Below are 15597 nucleotides of genomic sequence, written 5' to 3'. Positions count from 1 at the left end.
CAGAGCTCATGCCAGCACTCTGGCACCGCTCAGCGCCGGGGTGGAACCACCGCGTTCCGCTCTGTGGGACTGGTGATCGGACTCCGCCGCGGTGCGGGCACCGCGACCGACCTCGCCCCCGGTGTGCACACCGTGAGCCGGGCCCGGCCCGCGGCGGCGACCACGTCCTCCACGGTGCGGCCCAGCACGGCCCGCGTGAACAGACGCGTCGGGCCGGCCACCGAGAGCCCACCGAGCGGGCGGGCGTCGCCGTCGACGACCGCGGCGGCCACCGACGTCCGGCCCGCCTGGAACGACGACGAGACCAGGTAGCCGGCCTCCCGGGCGGCGGCGAGCTCGTCGGCGAGCAGCGTCGGGTCGGGCGGGTCCAGGCCCTCGTCGCGGCACAGCCGCGCGATCCGCTCGTCGACCTCCGCGGGCGCGAGCCGAGCCAGCGCCGCCTTGCCGCAGCCGCCCCGCCATGCCGGCGCGCGCAGGCCGACGCGGTTGTCCATCGTCGCCCGGCCCATCGAGTCCGGCCCGGCCTCGCGGTGCAGGTAGACGACCCAGCCGCCGACGAGCTGCCCGACGTGGACCTCCTGGCCTGCATGGCGCAGCAGCCCGCCCAGGGCGCCCTCGACGGCGGCGACGAGCCCGGTGCGCTCGATGATCTGGCCGGCCAGGCCCACGAGCAGCGGGCCCAGCCGCCAGCCGCGGCCGGGCACGGTCTCGAGCAGCCCCTCGGTCGCGAGCGTCGTGGCGAGCACGTGCACCGTCGAGCGGGGGATGCCGGTGCGGGCGGCCAGCGCGCGGGTGGACAGCACGTCCACGCCCGGGTCGAAGGCGCGCAACAGGGCGGCCGCCTTGCCGACCGCGGACACCATCGGCCGAGTTTCCGCAGCACAGGCAGCCATGTCCAGTCCTCGCCGTGTCCAGCCCTGCGGGACACGACGCTGGGTCCGGGTCGCCCGCCCGCCCTAGCGTCCGCCGGCATGGCCCGCGTCTTCCAGGTCCCGGCCGGCAGCAGCCGGTCCGGTGCGCGGCGCGCGGCGGGGACGCCGGCCGTCCCGGCTCCCGCGCCGGCCCCTGCGTCGGGCGAGCAGAAGGCCGGCATCGTCGCGGGCTACCTCGCGCCCCACCCTCCGCACCTCGTGTACGCGGAGAACCCGCCGCAGAACGAGCCCCGCTCGACGGGCGGCTGGGAGGTCCTGCGCTGGGGCTACGAGGAGCTGCGCCGGCGGCTGCGCGCCCACCGCCCCGACGTGCTCGTGGTGCACGCGCCGCACTGGATCACGATGGTCGGTCACCACGTCAACTGCGTCCCGAACCCGCGCGGGATCTCCGTCGAGCCGATCTTCCCGCACCTGTTCCGGTACCACTACGACTTCCGCACCGACGTGGAGCTCGCCGAGGCGATCGTCGAGGAGGGCGACCGCGCCGGCCTCGTGACCAGCGCGCTGCGCGAGGACGGCGTCCGCGTCGACTACGCGACGATCGGCGCGCTGCACCTGGCGAACCCCGAGTGGGACCTGCCGGTCGTGTCGCTCTCGGCCAACAACAACCCGTACTACTACTCCGACGCCTCCCTCGCCGAGATGGAGACCCTCGGCGCCGCCACCCGCCGCGCGATCGAGCGCACCGGCCGTCGCGCGGTGCTGCTGGGGTCGAACTCGCTGTCGCACCTGCACTGGGACACCGAGCCGGAGCTCCCCGAGGACATGAGCGCCGAGCGCCCGTTCAACCATGCGCAGTACGCGGGCGACATGGAGCTGCTGCAGACCATCCGCGAGGGCCCGACGTCGCGGCTCAAGGACGCCGTCCCGAAGCACATCGAGGCGACGTCGTCGGAGACCAAGGCCGGCAGCCTCACGTGGCTGCTCGCCGCCATGGGCTGGCCCGACATCGCCGGCGACGTCCTGGCCTACGGCACCGTGATCGCGACCGGCAACGCCGTCGTGGAGTGGGTCCCGTGACCCCCGCCGCGCTCGTCCCCGCCATGCCCCACCTGCTGGCCGGCGACCCGGCCCCGAGCTGGGCCGAGCTGGCGCGCGCCACCCGCACCGTCGGCGACCGCCTGCGCGCCGCCGGCGTCGACACCGTCCTGCTGCTCTCGACGCAGTGGTTCACGGTGCTCGGGCACCAGGTGCAGTGCGACGCCCGGCTGCGGGGACGGCGGACCGACGAGAACTGGTACCGCTACGACTACGGGCACCTCGACCACGACCTGGCGATCGACACCGACCTCGCCCACCGCTGGGCCGACGCGATCGACGCCGCCGGCATGCAGGCCCGCCGCACGCTCTACGAGGGCTTCCCCGTCGACACCGGCACGATCGTCGCCTCGCGGCTGCTCGACCCGCACGGGCAGGGCCGCTGGGCGCTGGTCTCGTGCAACCTCTACGCCGAGCCCTCGGCGATGGCGGAGGTCGCGGCGGCCGGGGTGCGGGCCGCGCGCGACCTGGGCCGGACGCTCGGCGTCGTCGCCGTCAGCGGGCTGTCCTCCGGGCTCACGGGGCGCTGGATCACCCCCGCGGAGGACCGCGTCGAGGACGCCCACGACCGCTGGAACCGCAAGGTCCTGGACGCGATCCGGGCCGGCGACCGCGACGAGGTCCTCGCCATGAGCCCGCAGTACGCCGCGGCGGCGCAGGCCGACAGCCAGTTCCGCGCGTTCGCGTTCCTCGACGGTGCCGGGGTGGTCGACGGCCCGGGCGAGGTCCTGGCCTACGGCCCGGTGTGGGGCACGGGGGCGGCGGTCGTGTGGTGGGGCGAGTCAACCGACAAGGAGTCCTGATGGCACGGGCAGTGGGGTTCATCGAGGCCGAGGGGTTCGTGCCGGTGTTCGACGCCGTCGACGCCATGGTCAAGGCGACCGAGGTCGAGGTCCGCGGGGCCGTGCGCCTCGGCGGCGGGCTGGTGGCCGTGGCCGTCACCGGCGACCTCGCAACGGTCGAGGAGGCCGTCGAGGTCGGCGAGGAGGTCGCCCGCGCGGTCTCCGGGCGCGCCGTGAAGTCGATCGTGTTCGCGAGCCCGTGCCTGCCGGTGCAGGCGCTCGCGGGTGACATGGCGATGGTGGGGAGCTGATCGTGGCCGAACGGGGAAGTGGTGCCATCGGGATCCTCGAGACGCGCGGCGTCGTGGCGCTCGCGGCGGGGATCGAGGCGATGATGAAGACCGCCGACGTCGAGACCGTGACCGTCGACCGGGTGTCGAGCGGCTACCTCGCGGTCGCCGTCCGCGGCTCGCTCGCCGCGGTGCGCCAGGCCGTGAACGCCGGGTCCGCCGCCGTCGAGCAGTACGGCGAGCTGCGCGCGGCCCAGGTGTACCCGAAGCCCCACGGGGTGTCGGTCGGGCTGCTCGAGAACGGGAGCGCCGACCGGCTCACGCGCGCGATCGAGTCCTCATGATCCTCGGGGAGGTCGTCGGACGGGTCTGGTCCGAGCGCGCGGTGGACGGGCTCGGTGGTGTGCGCATGGTGCTGGTGCGCGAGCCGGAGTCCGGGGAGCGGCGGGTCGCGGTCGACCTGCTCGACGCCGGGACGGGCTCGACGGTGCTGGTCGCCACCGACGAGGCCGCCGCGGCCGTGACGGGGCGCAGCTGCGTGGACGCGGCCGTGATCGCGCTCGTCGCCGGGTGGGATCAGCCATGAGCCCCCGCAACGACCGCCCCCGCGGGTGCTCCTCCGTCGCACCGCGTCGCCGTCGGCGGTGGTGGCCATGAGCACGCCGTGGATCGTCGGACTCGACGACCCCGCCGCCGCGGACGCCGCCCTCGTCGGCGGGAAGGGCGCCGGGCTGCGTCGCCTGGTGGCCCTGGACGCGCGCGTGCCGACGGGCTTCGTCGTCTCGACCTCCGCGTTCGCCGCGGCGACCGACGGTGCCGACGACCTCGAGGCCTCGCTGCGCGACGTGGGTCCCGACACCCCGGTCGACGTCCTCGAGCAGGCCGCCGGTCGAGCGCGGGCGGCCCTGCTCGACGCCTCGCGGTCCGGTCTCGTCCTCGAGGCCGTGCGGGAGGCGTACACCGCGCTCGTCGGCCCGGACACGCGCGTCGCGGTGCGGTCCTCGGCCGTCGGCGAGGACGCCGCGGGTGCGTCGTTCGCCGGCGAGCACGACACCTACCTGGAGATCCGGGGCCCCGACGCCGTCGCCGACGCGGTGGCGCGCTGCTGGGCGAGCCTCTACACCGCCCGGGCGGTCTCCTACCGCCAGCGGGCGGGCGGGGACGCGGGCGCCATGGCCGTCGTCGTCCAGGAGATGGTCACGGCGCGGGCGGCCGGCGTGTTCATGACGCTCAACCCCGCCAACGGCGACCGGTCGACCGTCGTCTGCGAGGCCGTCTGGGGTCTCGGTGAGCCGCTGGTCTCCGGCGAGGTGACCCCGGACCGCTTCGTCCTGGACAAGATCAGCGGGGAGATCCTGCGCCGGGAGATCGCCGTCAAGCCGACGCGGATGACGCGCACCGACGGCCGGCCGGGCACGGTCGTCGTCGACGTCCCGCCCGAGGACCGCGACCGTCCCTGCCTCGACGACGCCGAGCTCGCCGAGCTGCTCGCCGTCGCTCGACGCGTCGAACGCGACGCCGGGACGCCCCAGGACGGCGAGTTCGCCGTCGCCGACCCGGGCGGACCGTCGCACATCCACCTGCTCCAGACCCGACCCGAGACGGTGTGGAGCACCCGCGCGCCCCGCTCGGCGACCGGCGGGACGGGCGCCGGATCGGCGCTGTCCGCCGTCCTCGCCACCCTCACCCGCACCACCCGGCAGGAAGGCTCCGACCATGGCGGCTGACCGTTTCCCCAGCCCGTTCGAGGTCCCGACGCCGGACGGCGCCGAGGGCTGGGAGTCGATGTACGACTGGTACCACCTGTTCGGTCCGGAGCGCCGCGAGCTCGACGAGCAGCGGTTCTGGTTCGCCGACCGCCTGCACCACCCCGACGTCCTGCACCCCTACGACGAGATCCAGTGCGAGTGCTGGTGGCAGGCGCTCGGCGCGTTCAACACGCGCGTCTTCGCGATGCCGCCGGCGTTCGGCGTCGACCAGCGGATCGTCAACGGGCGCCTCTACGTCACCCCGGTGCCGGCGCCGCCGGAGGACATCGCGGCGCGCGCCGAGGAGTTCGGGAAGCGCGCGGGGCACTACTACGAGCGCTGGGACGCGATCTACGACGAGTGGCGCACCAAGGTCATGGCGAAGCTGGAGGAGATCCGCGCGCTGCGCTTCGACCCGCTGCCCGACCTCGAGCCCGAGGAGACCGTCTACCAGCACACGGGGCACTCCGCGGGGTTCCGCATGATCCGGGACTTCGACCGTCTCGTGCTCACGATGTACGAGACCTACCAGTTCCACTTCGAGCTGCTCAACATCGGCTACGCGGCCTACCTGACGTTCTTCGGGATGTGCCGGGCGGCGTTCCCCGACATCTCCGACCAGTCGATCTCGCGGATGGTCGGCGGCCTGCGGGTGGACCTCTACCGGCCCGACGACGAGCTCAAACGGCTCGCGAAGGAGGCGGTGCGCCTCGGGCTGGCCGAGCGCATCAACGCCACGGAGGACGCGGCGTCGCTGTTCGCCGACCTGCGCTCCGACGCGGCGGGCACCGAGTGGGTGGCCGACTGGGAGCGCACGGCCGACCCGTGGTTCCTCATCAACACCGACCCGGGCCACCCCGGCGGGTACCACACGTACCCGACCTGGGCCGACGACCCGAACATCCCGCTGGCCTCGGTGCGCGAGTACCTGCGCCGGCTCGCCGACGGGACCACGATCGACCGGCCGACCGAGGAGGTCCTCTCCGAGCGCGACCGGATCACCGCGGGCTACCGCGAGCTGCTCCCCGAGGCCGAGCGCGCGACCTTCGACGACACCCTCGCGCTCGCCCGCCAGGTGTTCGTCTACATCGAGGAGCACGTGCTCTACATCGAGCACTGGATGTGGGCGACGTTCTGGGCGAAGTCCCACGAGCTCTCGCGGGCGCTGGCCGCGATGGGCGAGTTCGACGAGCCCGAGGACATGTTCTTCCTGCGCCGCTACGAGGTCGCCGAGGCGATCTACGACTGCGTCGCCGGCTGGTCGGTGGGCTCGCGGCCGCGCGGCGCGGACTACTGGCGTCCGATCATCGCCCGGCGCCGCGAGATCTACACGGCCCTGCGGGCGTGGGAGCCGCCGCCGGCGCTCGGCCCGCCGCCGACGACCATCGACGAGCCGTTCACGGTGATGCTCTGGGGGATCACGACGTCGACGGTGGCCGAGTGGCTGCGCTCGGACTCCGAGGAGGGCGTGCTGCGGGGGACCGCGGGCTCGCCCGGCGTCGTCGAGGGCCCGGTCCGCGTCGTCACCCATCCCTCGGAGCTGCCGTCGATCGAGCCCGGCGACATCCTCGTCTGCCCCGCGACGTCGCCGTCGTGGGCGCCGGTGTTCGGTCGCGTCGCGGCCACGGTCTCCGACGTCGGCGGGATCATGAGCCACACCGCGATCGTCTGCCGCGAGTACGGGCTGCCGGCCGTCGTCGGCACCGGCAACGCCGTCTCGACCCTGCGCACGGGGCAGCGGGTGCGGGTGGACGGGAGCGCCGGAGTGGTGACGGTGCTGGAGCCGGCGTGACGTCCTGTGCGCCACCGCCGGGCGACCGGCCGGGCCCGGCGCCGCCCGTCGACGCGGTCCGGTCGCGCCGTCGCCAGGCACTGCGGCGCACGCGCGGGGCGAGCGGCACCCTGCTGCTGGACATGGGCGGCGTCGTCATCCCGACGCTGTTCGAGTCGACGGCGGTGCCCGGGTTCCCGGCCGGCCCGATCGGCGTCGACGCCGAGTATCGCGCGGTCGAGCGGGGTGAGCTCCAGGAGCGTGACTACTGGGCCAAGCTCACCGCGCGCCGCCCGGACATCGACATCGGGTCGCTGTGGCGCGACTGCTCCTACGTGCGGGCCGAGGTGCTGCGGCTGATCGCGCGGGTGGCCGGGCGCGTGCGGGTCGTCGCGTTCACCAACGACATGGCGCACTGGTTCGGCGACGACTGGCCACGGCGGTTCCCCGCGGTCGCCGAGTTCGACGGTGTGCTCGAGGCGGCGAAGCTCGGGGTGCTCAAGCCCTCGCCGGACGCCTTCCTCGCGGCGGCCTCGGCCCTCGGCGAGGACCCGCGCCGCTGCCTGTTCGTCGACGACCTCGCCGCCAACCTCGACGGCGCCCGCCGGGCCGGGATGGCCGCCGAGCTGTTCGAGGTGACCGACCCGGCAGGATCGACGGCCCGGGTCGCGCGGGCGCTCGGGCTGCCGGCGGACGAGCCGGCGCGTCGGAGGGTGTGGTCGCCGTGAGCAGTCCGGAGGAGAGGTTGGGCGAGCTGGGGCTGGAGCTGCCGCCCCTGCGCCGCCCGGCGGGGCGCTACCGCGGCTGGACGATGGCCGGGGACACGCTGCACCTCGCCGGCCAGGGCGCCGACGGGCACGTCGGGCGCCTGGGCGCGGATCTCGGGGTCGCCGAGGGCTACGCCGCGGCCCGGGGGTGCGCGCTGAACCTGCTGGCCCAGGCCCGCGACGCGCTGGGCTCGCTCGACCGCGTCGCCCAGGTGCTCGTCCTGCGCGGGTACGTCACGTGCACCGACGACTTCACCGACCAGCCGGGCGTCGTCGACGGGGCGTCGGACCTGCTCGCCGAGGTGTTCGGGGCGCGCGGGGAGCACGCGCGCACCGCCATCGGGGTGCGGGCGCTGCCGCGGGGGTTCGCGGTCGAGCTGGACGCGATGGTCCGTGTCCGCTGAGCGCGTGACGTACGGGGACGACCCGTCGCAGTTCGTGGAGGTCAGCCGGGGCTCGGGTGCCGGGACCGTGGTGCTGCTGCACGGCGGGTTCTGGCGCGCCCGGGTCGGGCTCGACCACATCGCGCCGGTCGCGGCGGACCTGCACGCCCGCGGGCACACGGTGTGGAACGTCGAGTACCGGCGCGTCGGGCAGGCCGGGTGGCCCGCCACGCTGGACGACGTCGCGGCGGCGGTGGGCCTGGTCGAGGCGCCGTACGTGGTGGTCGGCCACTCCGCGGGCGGGCACCTGGCGACGTGGGTGGCGTCCCGGGTGCCGGTGGCGGGCGTGGTGTCGCTGGCGGGGGTGCTGACGCTGGCCGACGCCGCGCGCGACGGCGTCGGCGGCACGGCCGTGCCCGACCTCGTGGGCGGGATGCCCGACGCGGTGCCCGAGCGCTACGCCGAGGCCGACCCCGTCGCGCACCTGCCGCTCGGTGTGCCCGTGCGCGCCGTGCACGCCCCCGACGACGACCGCGTGCCGATCGCCGTCAGCCGCCGCTACGTCGCCGCCGCCCGCGCGGCCGGCGACGACGCGGTGTTCGTGGAGGTGCCGGGCGACCACTTCACCGTCGTCGACCCGACCCACCCGACCTGGCCCGTCGTGCTCGGGCAGATCACCGATCTCCTGGGCTGAGTGCAAGCCCTGCGTCCTCGCTGGCACTCAACACCAGGAAATCCGCGTCGATCATGAACTACGCGTGGGGATAGCCCCGGCCCGCGTAGTCGAAGCCGCCGAGCTCGAGGCGGGTGTGGTCGGGCGCCTGGGGCGAGGCGTAGTAGGCGCGGATCTCGGTGATGAGGCCGTCGTCGTCGAACTCGTACCACTCGGCACCGCGCAGGATCACGCCGAGCGAGCCCTTGTGGTGGGTCCACTCGCAGACCGCCTGACGGCGGGGCTCGTCGACGACGATCGCGTCGACGGTCCACGACGACCCCCGCTCCCGCACCGCGGTGGCCCAGCGCTGCGCGATCACGCGGGCGCCCTTCCACGGCCCGTCGTACATGTCCGGCGGGAAGTAGTGGCGCGCGTTGCCCGAGAGGAAGCCGGCGATCCCGTCGGCGTCGCCGGCCGTGCAGGCGTCCATGTAGCCCCGCACCGTCGCCTCCAGCGCTGCCGCCGTGGTGTCGCCGACCGAACCTGCTGCTGCGCTCACCGCGCTCCTTCCGTGGACCCGTGTGGGGCGAGGATGCGGATTTCCTGTCGTTGAGTGCAAGCGTGGACGCAGGGCTTGCACCAGGATGCCCGCGTGGCGGCGAGCGGGCGGGTGCGGCAGGACGAGGTCTACCGGGGCGGGATCGCGGGGCGGCGGCCTGCGGTGCCGACCGCGTTCCCGGCGCTGGAGCGGCGGGCGCGGTGGTCGATGTCGCGCCGCGCGTACGCCTACGTCGCGGGCGGGGCCGGCAGCGAGGAGACGGTCCGCGCCAACCGCGCCGCGTTCGAGCGCCTGCGCGTCGTGCCGCGGATGCTGCGCGGGGTGGGGGAGCGCGACACCTCCGTGGAGCTGTTCGGGCAGCGCCTCGCGCACCCGCTGCTGCTCGCGCCGATCGGGGCGCTCGACCTCGTGCACCGCCGGGCCGACCTCGCCGTCGCCGAGGGGGCCGCGAACGCGGGCGTCCCGATGATCGTCTCGAACCAGGCGGGCTTCCCGATGGAGGAGATCGGGCCGCGCGCCCGGGCCGGGGCGGGCTGGTGGTTCCAGCTCTACTGGTCGACGTCCGACGACCTCGTCGACAGCTTCCTCGCCCGCGCCGAGGCCGCCGGGGCGGGCGCGGTCGTCGTCACCCTCGACACGACGGTGCTCGGCTGGCGCCCCCGCGACCTCGACCTCGGTCACCTGCCGTTCGCCCGCGGCCTGGGCATCGCGCAGTACACGTCGGACCCGGTGTTCGCGAGCCTCACCCGCGAGACCGCCGCGGGTCCGCGCCGCCCGACCCCGCCCCCCACCCCGGCCGCGGTGCGCACGCTGGTGGAGATCAGCCGCAACCATCCCGGGCGCTTCGCCGACAACCTGCGCTCGCCCCTGCCGCGCGCCGCGGTGGAGACGTTCCTGCGGGTCTACTCGCGACCGACGCTGAGCTGGGACGACATCGCGACGCTGCGCTCCCGCACGCGGCTGCCGATCGTGCTCAAGGGCGTCCTGCACCCCGACGACGCCCGGCGCGCGCTCGACGCCGGCGTCGACGGGGTGCTCGTGAGCAATCACGGCGGGCGCCAGGTCGACGGGTCGGTGGCCAGCCTCGACGCCCTGCCCGGCGTCGTCGAGGCCGTCGACGGGCGTGCGCCGGTGCTGCTCGACTCGGGGGTGCGCAGCGGGTCCGACGTCGCCCGCGCGCTCGCCCTCGGCGCGACGGCGGCGTGCCTCGGGCGCCCGTTCGCCTACGGCCTCGCGGTGGCCGGGGCCGCCGGGGTCGCGCAGGTGACCCGCGACGTGCTCGCCGAGCTCGACCTCACGCTCGCGCTCGCCGGCGCGCGGACCCCGGCCGATCTCGAGCTCGCCCCGTTCGCCACCACGGAACCCGGGGTGCCGACGTCGAGGTGATCGCGACAGGGTGGAGCCCATGAGTCGGGTGCTGCTGATCCGCCACGGCGAGACCCACGGCTACTTCGACGACGTCGGGCTCACCGACCACGGCGAGGCGCAGGCGCGGGCCAAGGGCAAGGAGCTCGCCGCCGTCCTGCCCGCCGGGGCGCGGGTGACGATGCCGCACGCGCCGACCGCACGCGGCACGGCGACGGCGGTGACGCTGCGCGAGGTGCTGCTCGCCGAGCTCGGCCCGGACTCCGACGTCTCCGTCGGCGAGCTGGCGCCCGACGCGCGCTTCGACAGCCTCCAGTTCCTCTACGGGGGCGAGGCGCGGGAGTCGTCCGGGGTCGCGAAGCACCGGCTCGGGCTCGAGGGCGAGCTCCCCGACTGGGCGCGCGCCTTCGACCGCTTCGACACCGACTTCGGCGCGGGCTCCAAGCTCGGCGGGCCGATCGACCGCTGGATGGTGTCGACCGACCTGCACTTCGAGCCACCCCAGGTGATCGCCTACCGCGCCTGGGCGGGGATCCGGGCGCAGGAACCGGGCACCGTGGCGCTGGCCAGCTCGCACTCGGCGCTCCTGCGGGCCTTCGCCAGCGCGGCCCTGGGCCACGACGTCGGCGAGCCGGCCAACCTCGAGCACGTCGACGTCGAGATCCACGGGGACCGCGCGACCGTCACCTATCGCGACGAGCAGGCCGAGGTCGACGTCCCGGCCGAGGTGCCGCCGTGGCTGGACCCGGCGTATCTCGACCGGGGGGAGCGCGCCGCGCACCGCTGGTGATCGTCGGGTCGGTGCCCGGGGTGCGGCCCGCGACCGGAGCGTGACGTTTCGGCCCCCCGCGCGGTGCCTATGCCTCAGGGTCCGTACCGCCCGGCCCCGGGAGCAACCGTCATGTCCGTCGCCGACACCCTCGCCCGCTGGCGTGCGCGCCTGACCGGGGAGCACGGTCCCGTCGGGCCGTCCCCGGTGTCCGACCCCTCGGAGTCCGACGCCGGTCACGACCCGCGCACGGCCGCCTCCCGTGTGACCGGGGGCGAGCATCCCGAGAACGAGGGCGACCAGGGCGCGGTCACGGGCACCGGCGAGACCGACGAGTTCGTCGGGCGCGCCGCGGGCCGCGACCTCGGCTACGCCGGCGAGACCGGTGCCGAGGCCCGCCACGAGGCCGAGAAGGGCCGACGATGACCGCCCGGGAGAGCGACGGGGGCCGCTCACGGGTCGGCAACGCCGTACGCCCGCGCCACACCGTCCTCTGGATCCACCGCGTCGCGGCGGTCGTCGTCGCGCTCGTGATCGCGACGATCGGCGTGCTCGGCTTCATCGGCGGGCTCGGCTTCTTCGACACCCAGGGCGCGACGACGTTCGGTGGGCTGTCGACCAACGGGGCGCTGTCCACCATCTCGGTGGTCACGGCGGCGATCCTGCTCGCCGCCGCCATCCGCGGCGGCAAGCTCGCGTCGACGGTCATGATCGTGATCGGCACGCTCTTCCTCGTCTCGGCGTTCGGCAACCTCGCGGTCATGGGCACCCCGTACAACCTGCTGGCGTTCCGGCTGCCCAACGTCTTCTTCTCGATCGGCGCGGGCCTCGTGCTGCTCTTCCTGGGCTCCTACGGGCGCATCTCCTCGAAGCTGCCGCCGGACAACCCGTACCGCCAGGAGCGCGGGGAGGACGACGACGAGCCCGAGGACGCCCACCGGCAGTCCTATCCGTCGTCACCGGCCGAGGCCGACGCGGACGCCGCGATGGCCGAGGCCGCCCGTGCCCTGGCGCAGGGCACCGCCGACGACGAGCAGCGGCGGCGCCTCGCCGCGCTGGACGAGGCCCGCTCCCACGAGGACCGTCGCGCGATCTGGATGCGCTTCGACTCCTCGGGCGGCGGGGACACGACGTCCCACGGCCGCGCCATGGCCTGAGGTCGGGCCTGAGGTCGCCCCTCCTGTCGGAGGGGGCCGATCGGCCTGCTCCGACCTGGTCCGCAGGCCGCGAGACTGATAGACGTGGACGCATGAGCGTGACTGCGTCCCGGGCCGAGGCCACGACGGCCGACTCCGCCGTGCGGATCGAGGTGGACGGGCCGACGGCCGTGCTGACGCTCGACAACCCGCGTCGCCGCAACGCCCTGTCGGTCGCGACCATGCGCGAGCTGCTCGCCGCGATCACCGACGTCTCCGGTCGCGACGGTGTGCGCGTCATCGTCCTGCGCGCCGAGGGACCGGCGTTCTCCGCCGGTCACGACCTCTCCGAGATGATCGACCGGACGCTCGAGGAGGAGCGCGAGGTCTTCTCCGTCTGCACCGACCTCATGAGCGCGGTGCACGCCGTGCCCCAGCCCGTGATCGCCGCCGTGCAGGGCGTGGCGGTGGCCGCCGGGTGCCAGCTCGTGGCCTCGTGCGACCTCGCCGTCGCCGCCGACAACGCCGTCTTCGGCACCCCCGGGGTCAAGATCGGGCTGTTCTGCTCGACGCCGATGGTCGCGGTCACCCGCGCGATCGGACGCAAGCGGGCGATGCAGCTGCTGCTCACCGGCGAGGTCATCGACGCCGCCACGGCCGCCGAGTGGGGGCTGGTGAACCAGGTCGTCGCCCCCGACGAACTCGACGGGGCGGTCGCCCGGATGGCGGCGAAGGTCGCCGACGCCAGCGCGGTCACCCTGCGCATCGGGAAGGAGGCGTTCTACCGGCAGGTCGACCTGCCCGAGGACGCCGCCTACGAGCAGATGCGCGAGACGATGGCGACCAACGCCATGACCTGCGACGCGCAGGAGGGCATGTCCGCCTTCCTGGCGAAGCGGGACCCGGTCTGGCAGCACCACGACTGACCGTTCCGCCCGGCCCGTCCACCCGGCCCGCCCCACTCCGCCGGTCCCACTCCGGCGAGGCACCACACCCGCGAAGCAAAGGAGCTTCATCCCATGGCCTTCCCCGGCCTGCAGCACGTCGCGATCACCGTCTCCGACCTCGACGCCAGCACCCAGTGGTACACCCGGCTCTTCGGCGCGGACCCGGTGCTCGACGAGGACGAGGAGGGCGGCGAGTTCCACCACGTCGTCTACGCCCTCGACGGCGGCCTGCTCTTCGGCCTGCACACGCACATGGGTCGGGAGGCCAAGGACCGCGCCGACGAGCGCCGCACCGGCCTCGACCACATCAGCTTCGGCCTGTCGGGCACCTCCGAGCTCGAGAAGTGGCGCGACCGCCTCGACGAGCTGGGGATCCAGCACGGCGGGATCAAGAAGGCGCACTACGGCTCGGGCGTCTCGTTCCGCGACCCCGACAACATCGCCCTCGAGTTCTTCATCGCGCCCGGCACCTGATCGGCGCTCGCGCACCCCGGAACGACACGAACGCCCTATCGGCGTGCTCAGCCGGACGTTCGCTGCGATAGAGGCAGCGAACGGCGCGTTCGTTCCATCGAGGGGCGGCGAGGGCCAGGCGGCGGCGAGCTCCTCGCGGCGGACGCGGGCCGAGGCGGCACTCGATCAGCGGACGCCGCGGCTCGTCGCGTGGGCCTGGGAGCACGGAGTGGTGGCGGCCGAGCACGGATCGTGATGGTCCTACAAAGCAACTGCGCAGGTCGGTAGACGTATCCGGTGATAGGGTGGCCGTATGGCTGCACGACGGGACTACTTCGACGGCTGCGGCGCCGCCCACGCGCTCGACCTGGTGGGGGAGCGGTGGGCGTTGCTGGTGGTGCGCGAGCTGATGCTCGGGCCCAAGCGTTTCACCGACCTGCGCGTCGGCCTCCCGCACGCCAGCCCCAACGTCCTCTCGCAGCGCCTGCGCGAGCTCGAGGACGCCCGGGTGCTCCGCAGGCGGCGCCTGCCCCCGCCCGCCGCGTCCGCCGTCTACGAGCTCACCGAGTGGGGCCAGGAGCTCGAGCCGGTGCTGCAGTCGCTCGGTCGCTGGGCCGCGCGCTCGCTCCCGGAGTCCGACAGCATCAAGGTCGACTCGTTCATCCTCTCGCTGCGCACCATGTTCGCCCCCGACCAGGCCGGGGACGACGTGGTGACGATGCAGCTCGTGCTCGACGAGCAGCCGTTCCGGGTGCACCTCGGCCGGGGCGCCCTCGAGATCGAGCGCGGCGAGCTGCCCGGCGCCGACGTCACCGTGCGCTGCGCGCCCATCACGCTCGCCGGCATCGTCTACGGCGGCCGCCCGCTCCAGGACGCGCAGGACGACGGCTCGCTGTCCTACACCGGCGACGCGTCGGTGATCGCGCGCCTCGTCGGCGCCGTCCGGATGCCCGAGCCCCTGCCCGCCGAGTCCCAGCCCGCCTGACCGAGGACCCGGTTCAGGGCCGCTGAGGCCACCGCGGCACGAGGTCGGTGTGGTCGCGCGTGCGCCGCAGCGGGAACTGCGGCGCCCGCTTCTCGAGGAACGCCGTGACGCCCTCGGCGGCGTCACCGTCGCGGCCGAGCTCGACGATCGCCCGCGAGTCCAGGGCGTGCGCCTCCCAGGGCGACGACGCGGAGAGCATCGACCACATCATCTGCCGGGTGACCGCCACCGACACCGCCGAGGTGTTCTCGGCGACCTCGCGCGCCAGGGCGTAGGCGGTGTCGAGGAGATCCTCGTCGGGCACGACCTTCGAGACGAGGCGGCCCTCGAGGGCCTCGCGGGCGCCGAACACCCGGCCCGTCATCGCCCACTCCATCGCCTGCGAGATGCCGACGACGCGCGGGAGGAACCAGCTCGACGCGGCCTCGGGCACGATGCCCCGGCGCGCGAAGACGAACCCGAAGCGCGCCGACGCCCCGGCGATGCGGACGTCCATGGGCAGCGTCATCGTCGCCCCGACCCCGACCGCGGGCCCGTTGATCGCGGCGATCACCGGCACCGTCAGGGCGGCGAAGCGCAGGGCCACCACGCCGCCGCGGTCGCGGCCCACGCCGTCGACCTCGCCGTAGCGCTCGGCCTTCTCGCGGCCCCGGGCGTCGAACGTGCTGCCGCCCCCGCCGAGATCGGCACCCGCGCAGAAGGCGCGGCCCCGCCCGGTGATCACCAGCGCCCGCACGGCGTCGTCGGCGTCGATCGCGTCGCAGGCACCCACCAGCTCGTCGCACATCCGGCCGGTGAACGCGTTCATGCGCGCCTCGCGGTCGAGCACGATCGTCGCGATCCCGGCGGCGACCGAATAGTCGATCTCGGTGAACTCCACGCCCCGCAGCCTCTCGGAGGTCGCGGTAACGGTCAACGATGACCGGTACTGGTCCGGACGAGCGATCACGACGCGACGACCGGGTCCCGCGTGTCGCAGAGCGTGGACGCGCCACGGACGGGGTACCACAGTCGGGG

Annotated in this window: 20 protein-coding genes; 17 read left to right on the top strand and 3 right to left on the bottom strand. The window is 74.6% G+C overall.

Going from position 1 to position 15597, the window contains the following annotated elements; genetic code table 11:
• Positions 1-29: 29 nt before the first annotated feature.
• Positions 30-863 carry an IclR family transcriptional regulator gene (locus PH191_RS28205; protein WP_274197956.1) on the bottom strand — a complete coding sequence of 278 codons (834 nt, stop codon included), beginning with the start codon at positions 861-863 and terminating at the stop codon, positions 30-32.
• A 108-nt stretch (positions 864-971) separates the two neighbouring features.
• Here PH191_RS28205 and PH191_RS28200 point away from each other — a divergent pair, with 108 nt between their 5' ends.
• The 10 genes from PH191_RS28200 to PH191_RS28155 all read left to right on the top strand — a co-directional run bounded on the left by PH191_RS28200 (position 972) and on the right by PH191_RS28155 (position 8405).
• Complete coding sequence (locus PH191_RS28200) at positions 972-1952, top strand: DODA-type extradiol aromatic ring-opening family dioxygenase (protein ID WP_274197955.1); 981 nt, start codon at positions 972-974, stop codon at positions 1950-1952.
• Positions 1949-2773 (top strand): DODA-type extradiol aromatic ring-opening family dioxygenase, encoded by an 825-nt coding sequence (locus PH191_RS28195; protein ID WP_274197954.1) that lies wholly within the window; start codon positions 1949-1951, stop codon positions 2771-2773. The genes PH191_RS28200 and PH191_RS28195 overlap by 4 nt, the downstream gene beginning before the upstream one ends.
• Complete coding sequence (locus PH191_RS28190) at positions 2773-3063, top strand: BMC domain-containing protein (protein WP_274187107.1); 291 nt, start codon at positions 2773-2775, stop codon at positions 3061-3063. Before PH191_RS28195 ends, PH191_RS28190 begins: the two co-directional genes overlap by 1 nt.
• Positions 3064-3065: 2 nt before the next feature.
• A complete protein-coding gene (locus PH191_RS28185) occupies positions 3066-3386 on the top strand; it encodes a BMC domain-containing protein (RefSeq protein ID WP_274187106.1) in 321 nt (106 codons plus the stop codon).
• Complete coding sequence (locus PH191_RS28180) at positions 3383-3628, top strand: EutN/CcmL family microcompartment protein (protein WP_274197953.1); 246 nt, start codon at positions 3383-3385, stop codon at positions 3626-3628. The genes PH191_RS28185 and PH191_RS28180 overlap by 4 nt, the downstream gene beginning before the upstream one ends.
• A gap of 67 nt (positions 3629-3695) precedes the next feature.
• Entirely contained in the window at positions 3696-4769 is a 1074-nt protein-coding gene (locus tag PH191_RS28175) for a PEP/pyruvate-binding domain-containing protein (RefSeq protein ID WP_274197952.1), read from the top strand.
• Positions 4759-6582, top strand: coding sequence for a PEP-utilizing enzyme (locus PH191_RS28170; protein WP_274197951.1), 1824 nt, complete (start codon positions 4759-4761; stop codon positions 6580-6582). The genes PH191_RS28175 and PH191_RS28170 overlap by 11 nt, the downstream gene beginning before the upstream one ends.
• A complete protein-coding gene (locus tag PH191_RS28165) occupies positions 6579-7289 on the top strand; it encodes an HAD-IA family hydrolase (protein ID WP_274197950.1) in 711 nt (236 codons plus the stop codon). The genes PH191_RS28170 and PH191_RS28165 overlap by 4 nt, the downstream gene beginning before the upstream one ends.
• A complete protein-coding gene (locus tag PH191_RS28160) occupies positions 7286-7732 on the top strand; it encodes a RidA family protein (RefSeq protein WP_274197949.1) in 447 nt (148 codons plus the stop codon). The genes PH191_RS28165 and PH191_RS28160 overlap by 4 nt, the downstream gene beginning before the upstream one ends.
• A 4-nt stretch (positions 7733-7736) precedes the next feature.
• On the top strand, positions 7737-8405 hold the full coding sequence (locus PH191_RS28155; protein ID WP_274197948.1) for an alpha/beta hydrolase family protein: 669 nt from the start codon (positions 7737-7739) through the stop codon (positions 8403-8405).
• Between the two features lie 58 nt (positions 8406-8463).
• Here the strand turns inward: PH191_RS28155 and PH191_RS28150 are convergent, their stop codons facing one another.
• Positions 8464-8925 (bottom strand): nuclear transport factor 2 family protein, encoded by a 462-nt coding sequence (locus PH191_RS28150; protein ID WP_274197947.1) that lies wholly within the window; start codon positions 8923-8925, stop codon positions 8464-8466.
• Between the two features lie 93 nt (positions 8926-9018).
• On the opposite strand from PH191_RS28150, the gene PH191_RS28145 reads away from it, so the two are divergent.
• The 7 genes from PH191_RS28145 (at position 9019) to PH191_RS28115 (ending at position 14580) form a co-directional block, all read left to right on the top strand.
• Positions 9019-10311, top strand: coding sequence for an alpha-hydroxy-acid oxidizing protein (locus PH191_RS28145; protein WP_274197946.1), 1293 nt, complete (start codon positions 9019-9021; stop codon positions 10309-10311).
• Positions 10312-10330: 19 nt separating this feature from the next.
• Complete coding sequence (locus tag PH191_RS28140) at positions 10331-11080, top strand: histidine phosphatase family protein (RefSeq protein ID WP_274197945.1); 750 nt, start codon at positions 10331-10333, stop codon at positions 11078-11080.
• A 111-nt stretch (positions 11081-11191) separates the two neighbouring features.
• Complete coding sequence (locus PH191_RS28135; RefSeq protein ID WP_274197944.1) at positions 11192-11485, top strand: hypothetical protein; 294 nt, start codon at positions 11192-11194, stop codon at positions 11483-11485.
• Positions 11482-12216, top strand: coding sequence for a DUF4383 domain-containing protein (locus PH191_RS28130; protein ID WP_274197943.1), 735 nt, complete (start codon positions 11482-11484; stop codon positions 12214-12216). The genes PH191_RS28135 and PH191_RS28130 overlap by 4 nt, the downstream gene beginning before the upstream one ends.
• Before the next feature lie 92 nt (positions 12217-12308).
• A complete protein-coding gene (locus tag PH191_RS28125; protein WP_274197942.1) occupies positions 12309-13121 on the top strand; it encodes an enoyl-CoA hydratase in 813 nt (270 codons plus the stop codon).
• Positions 13122-13214: 93 nt separating this feature from the next.
• Positions 13215-13616: a VOC family protein gene (locus PH191_RS28120; protein ID WP_274197941.1), complete on the top strand. Its 402-nt coding sequence runs from the start codon at positions 13215-13217 to the stop codon at positions 13614-13616.
• A 292-nt stretch (positions 13617-13908) separates the two neighbouring features.
• On the top strand, positions 13909-14580 hold the full coding sequence (locus tag PH191_RS28115) for a winged helix-turn-helix transcriptional regulator (protein ID WP_274197940.1): 672 nt from the start codon (positions 13909-13911) through the stop codon (positions 14578-14580).
• Between the two features lie 13 nt (positions 14581-14593).
• On the opposite strand, the gene PH191_RS28110 is transcribed toward PH191_RS28115, so the two are convergent.
• Entirely contained in the window at positions 14594-15460 is an 867-nt protein-coding gene (locus tag PH191_RS28110; protein ID WP_274197939.1) for an enoyl-CoA hydratase-related protein, read from the bottom strand.
• Positions 15461-15597 lie beyond the last annotated feature (137 nt).

The sequence above is a fragment of the Actinomycetospora callitridis genome (assembly GCF_028737265.1).
GTDB lineage: Bacteria > Actinomycetota > Actinomycetes > Mycobacteriales > Pseudonocardiaceae > Actinomycetospora > Actinomycetospora callitridis.
The sequence above is the reverse complement of the archived record's forward strand: the minus strand, read 5'-3'. Positions and strand labels throughout refer to the sequence as shown.

Bases quoted from the DNA above. Each gene is read 5' to 3' on its own strand.
- PH191_RS28200 (WP_274197955.1), top strand. From the start codon at position 972: ATGGCCCGCGTCTTCCAGGTCCCGGCCGGCAGCAGCCGGTCCGGTGCG.
- PH191_RS28115 (WP_274197940.1), top strand. From the start codon at position 13,909: ATGGCTGCACGACGGGACTACTTCGACGGCTGCGGCGCCGCCCACGCG.
- PH191_RS28135 (WP_274197944.1), top strand. From the start codon at position 11,192: ATGTCCGTCGCCGACACCCTCGCCCGCTGGCGTGCGCGCCTGACCGGG.
- PH191_RS28180 (WP_274197953.1), top strand. From the start codon at position 3,383: ATGATCCTCGGGGAGGTCGTCGGACGGGTCTGGTCCGAGCGCGCGGTG.
- PH191_RS28120 (WP_274197941.1), top strand. From the start codon at position 13,215: ATGGCCTTCCCCGGCCTGCAGCACGTCGCGATCACCGTCTCCGACCTC.
- PH191_RS28130 (WP_274197943.1), top strand. From the start codon at position 11,482: ATGACCGCCCGGGAGAGCGACGGGGGCCGCTCACGGGTCGGCAACGCC.
- PH191_RS28205 (WP_274197956.1), bottom strand. From the start codon at position 863: ATGGTGTCCGCGGTCGGCAAGGCGGCCGCCCTGTTGCGCGCCTTCGAC.
- PH191_RS28190 (WP_274187107.1), top strand. From the start codon at position 2,773: ATGGCACGGGCAGTGGGGTTCATCGAGGCCGAGGGGTTCGTGCCGGTG.
- PH191_RS28175 (WP_274197952.1), top strand. From the start codon at position 3,696: ATGAGCACGCCGTGGATCGTCGGACTCGACGACCCCGCCGCCGCGGAC.
- PH191_RS28170 (WP_274197951.1), top strand. From the start codon at position 4,759: ATGGCGGCTGACCGTTTCCCCAGCCCGTTCGAGGTCCCGACGCCGGAC.
- PH191_RS28140 (WP_274197945.1), top strand. From the start codon at position 10,331: ATGAGTCGGGTGCTGCTGATCCGCCACGGCGAGACCCACGGCTACTTC.
- PH191_RS28125 (WP_274197942.1), top strand. From the start codon at position 12,309: ATGAGCGTGACTGCGTCCCGGGCCGAGGCCACGACGGCCGACTCCGCC.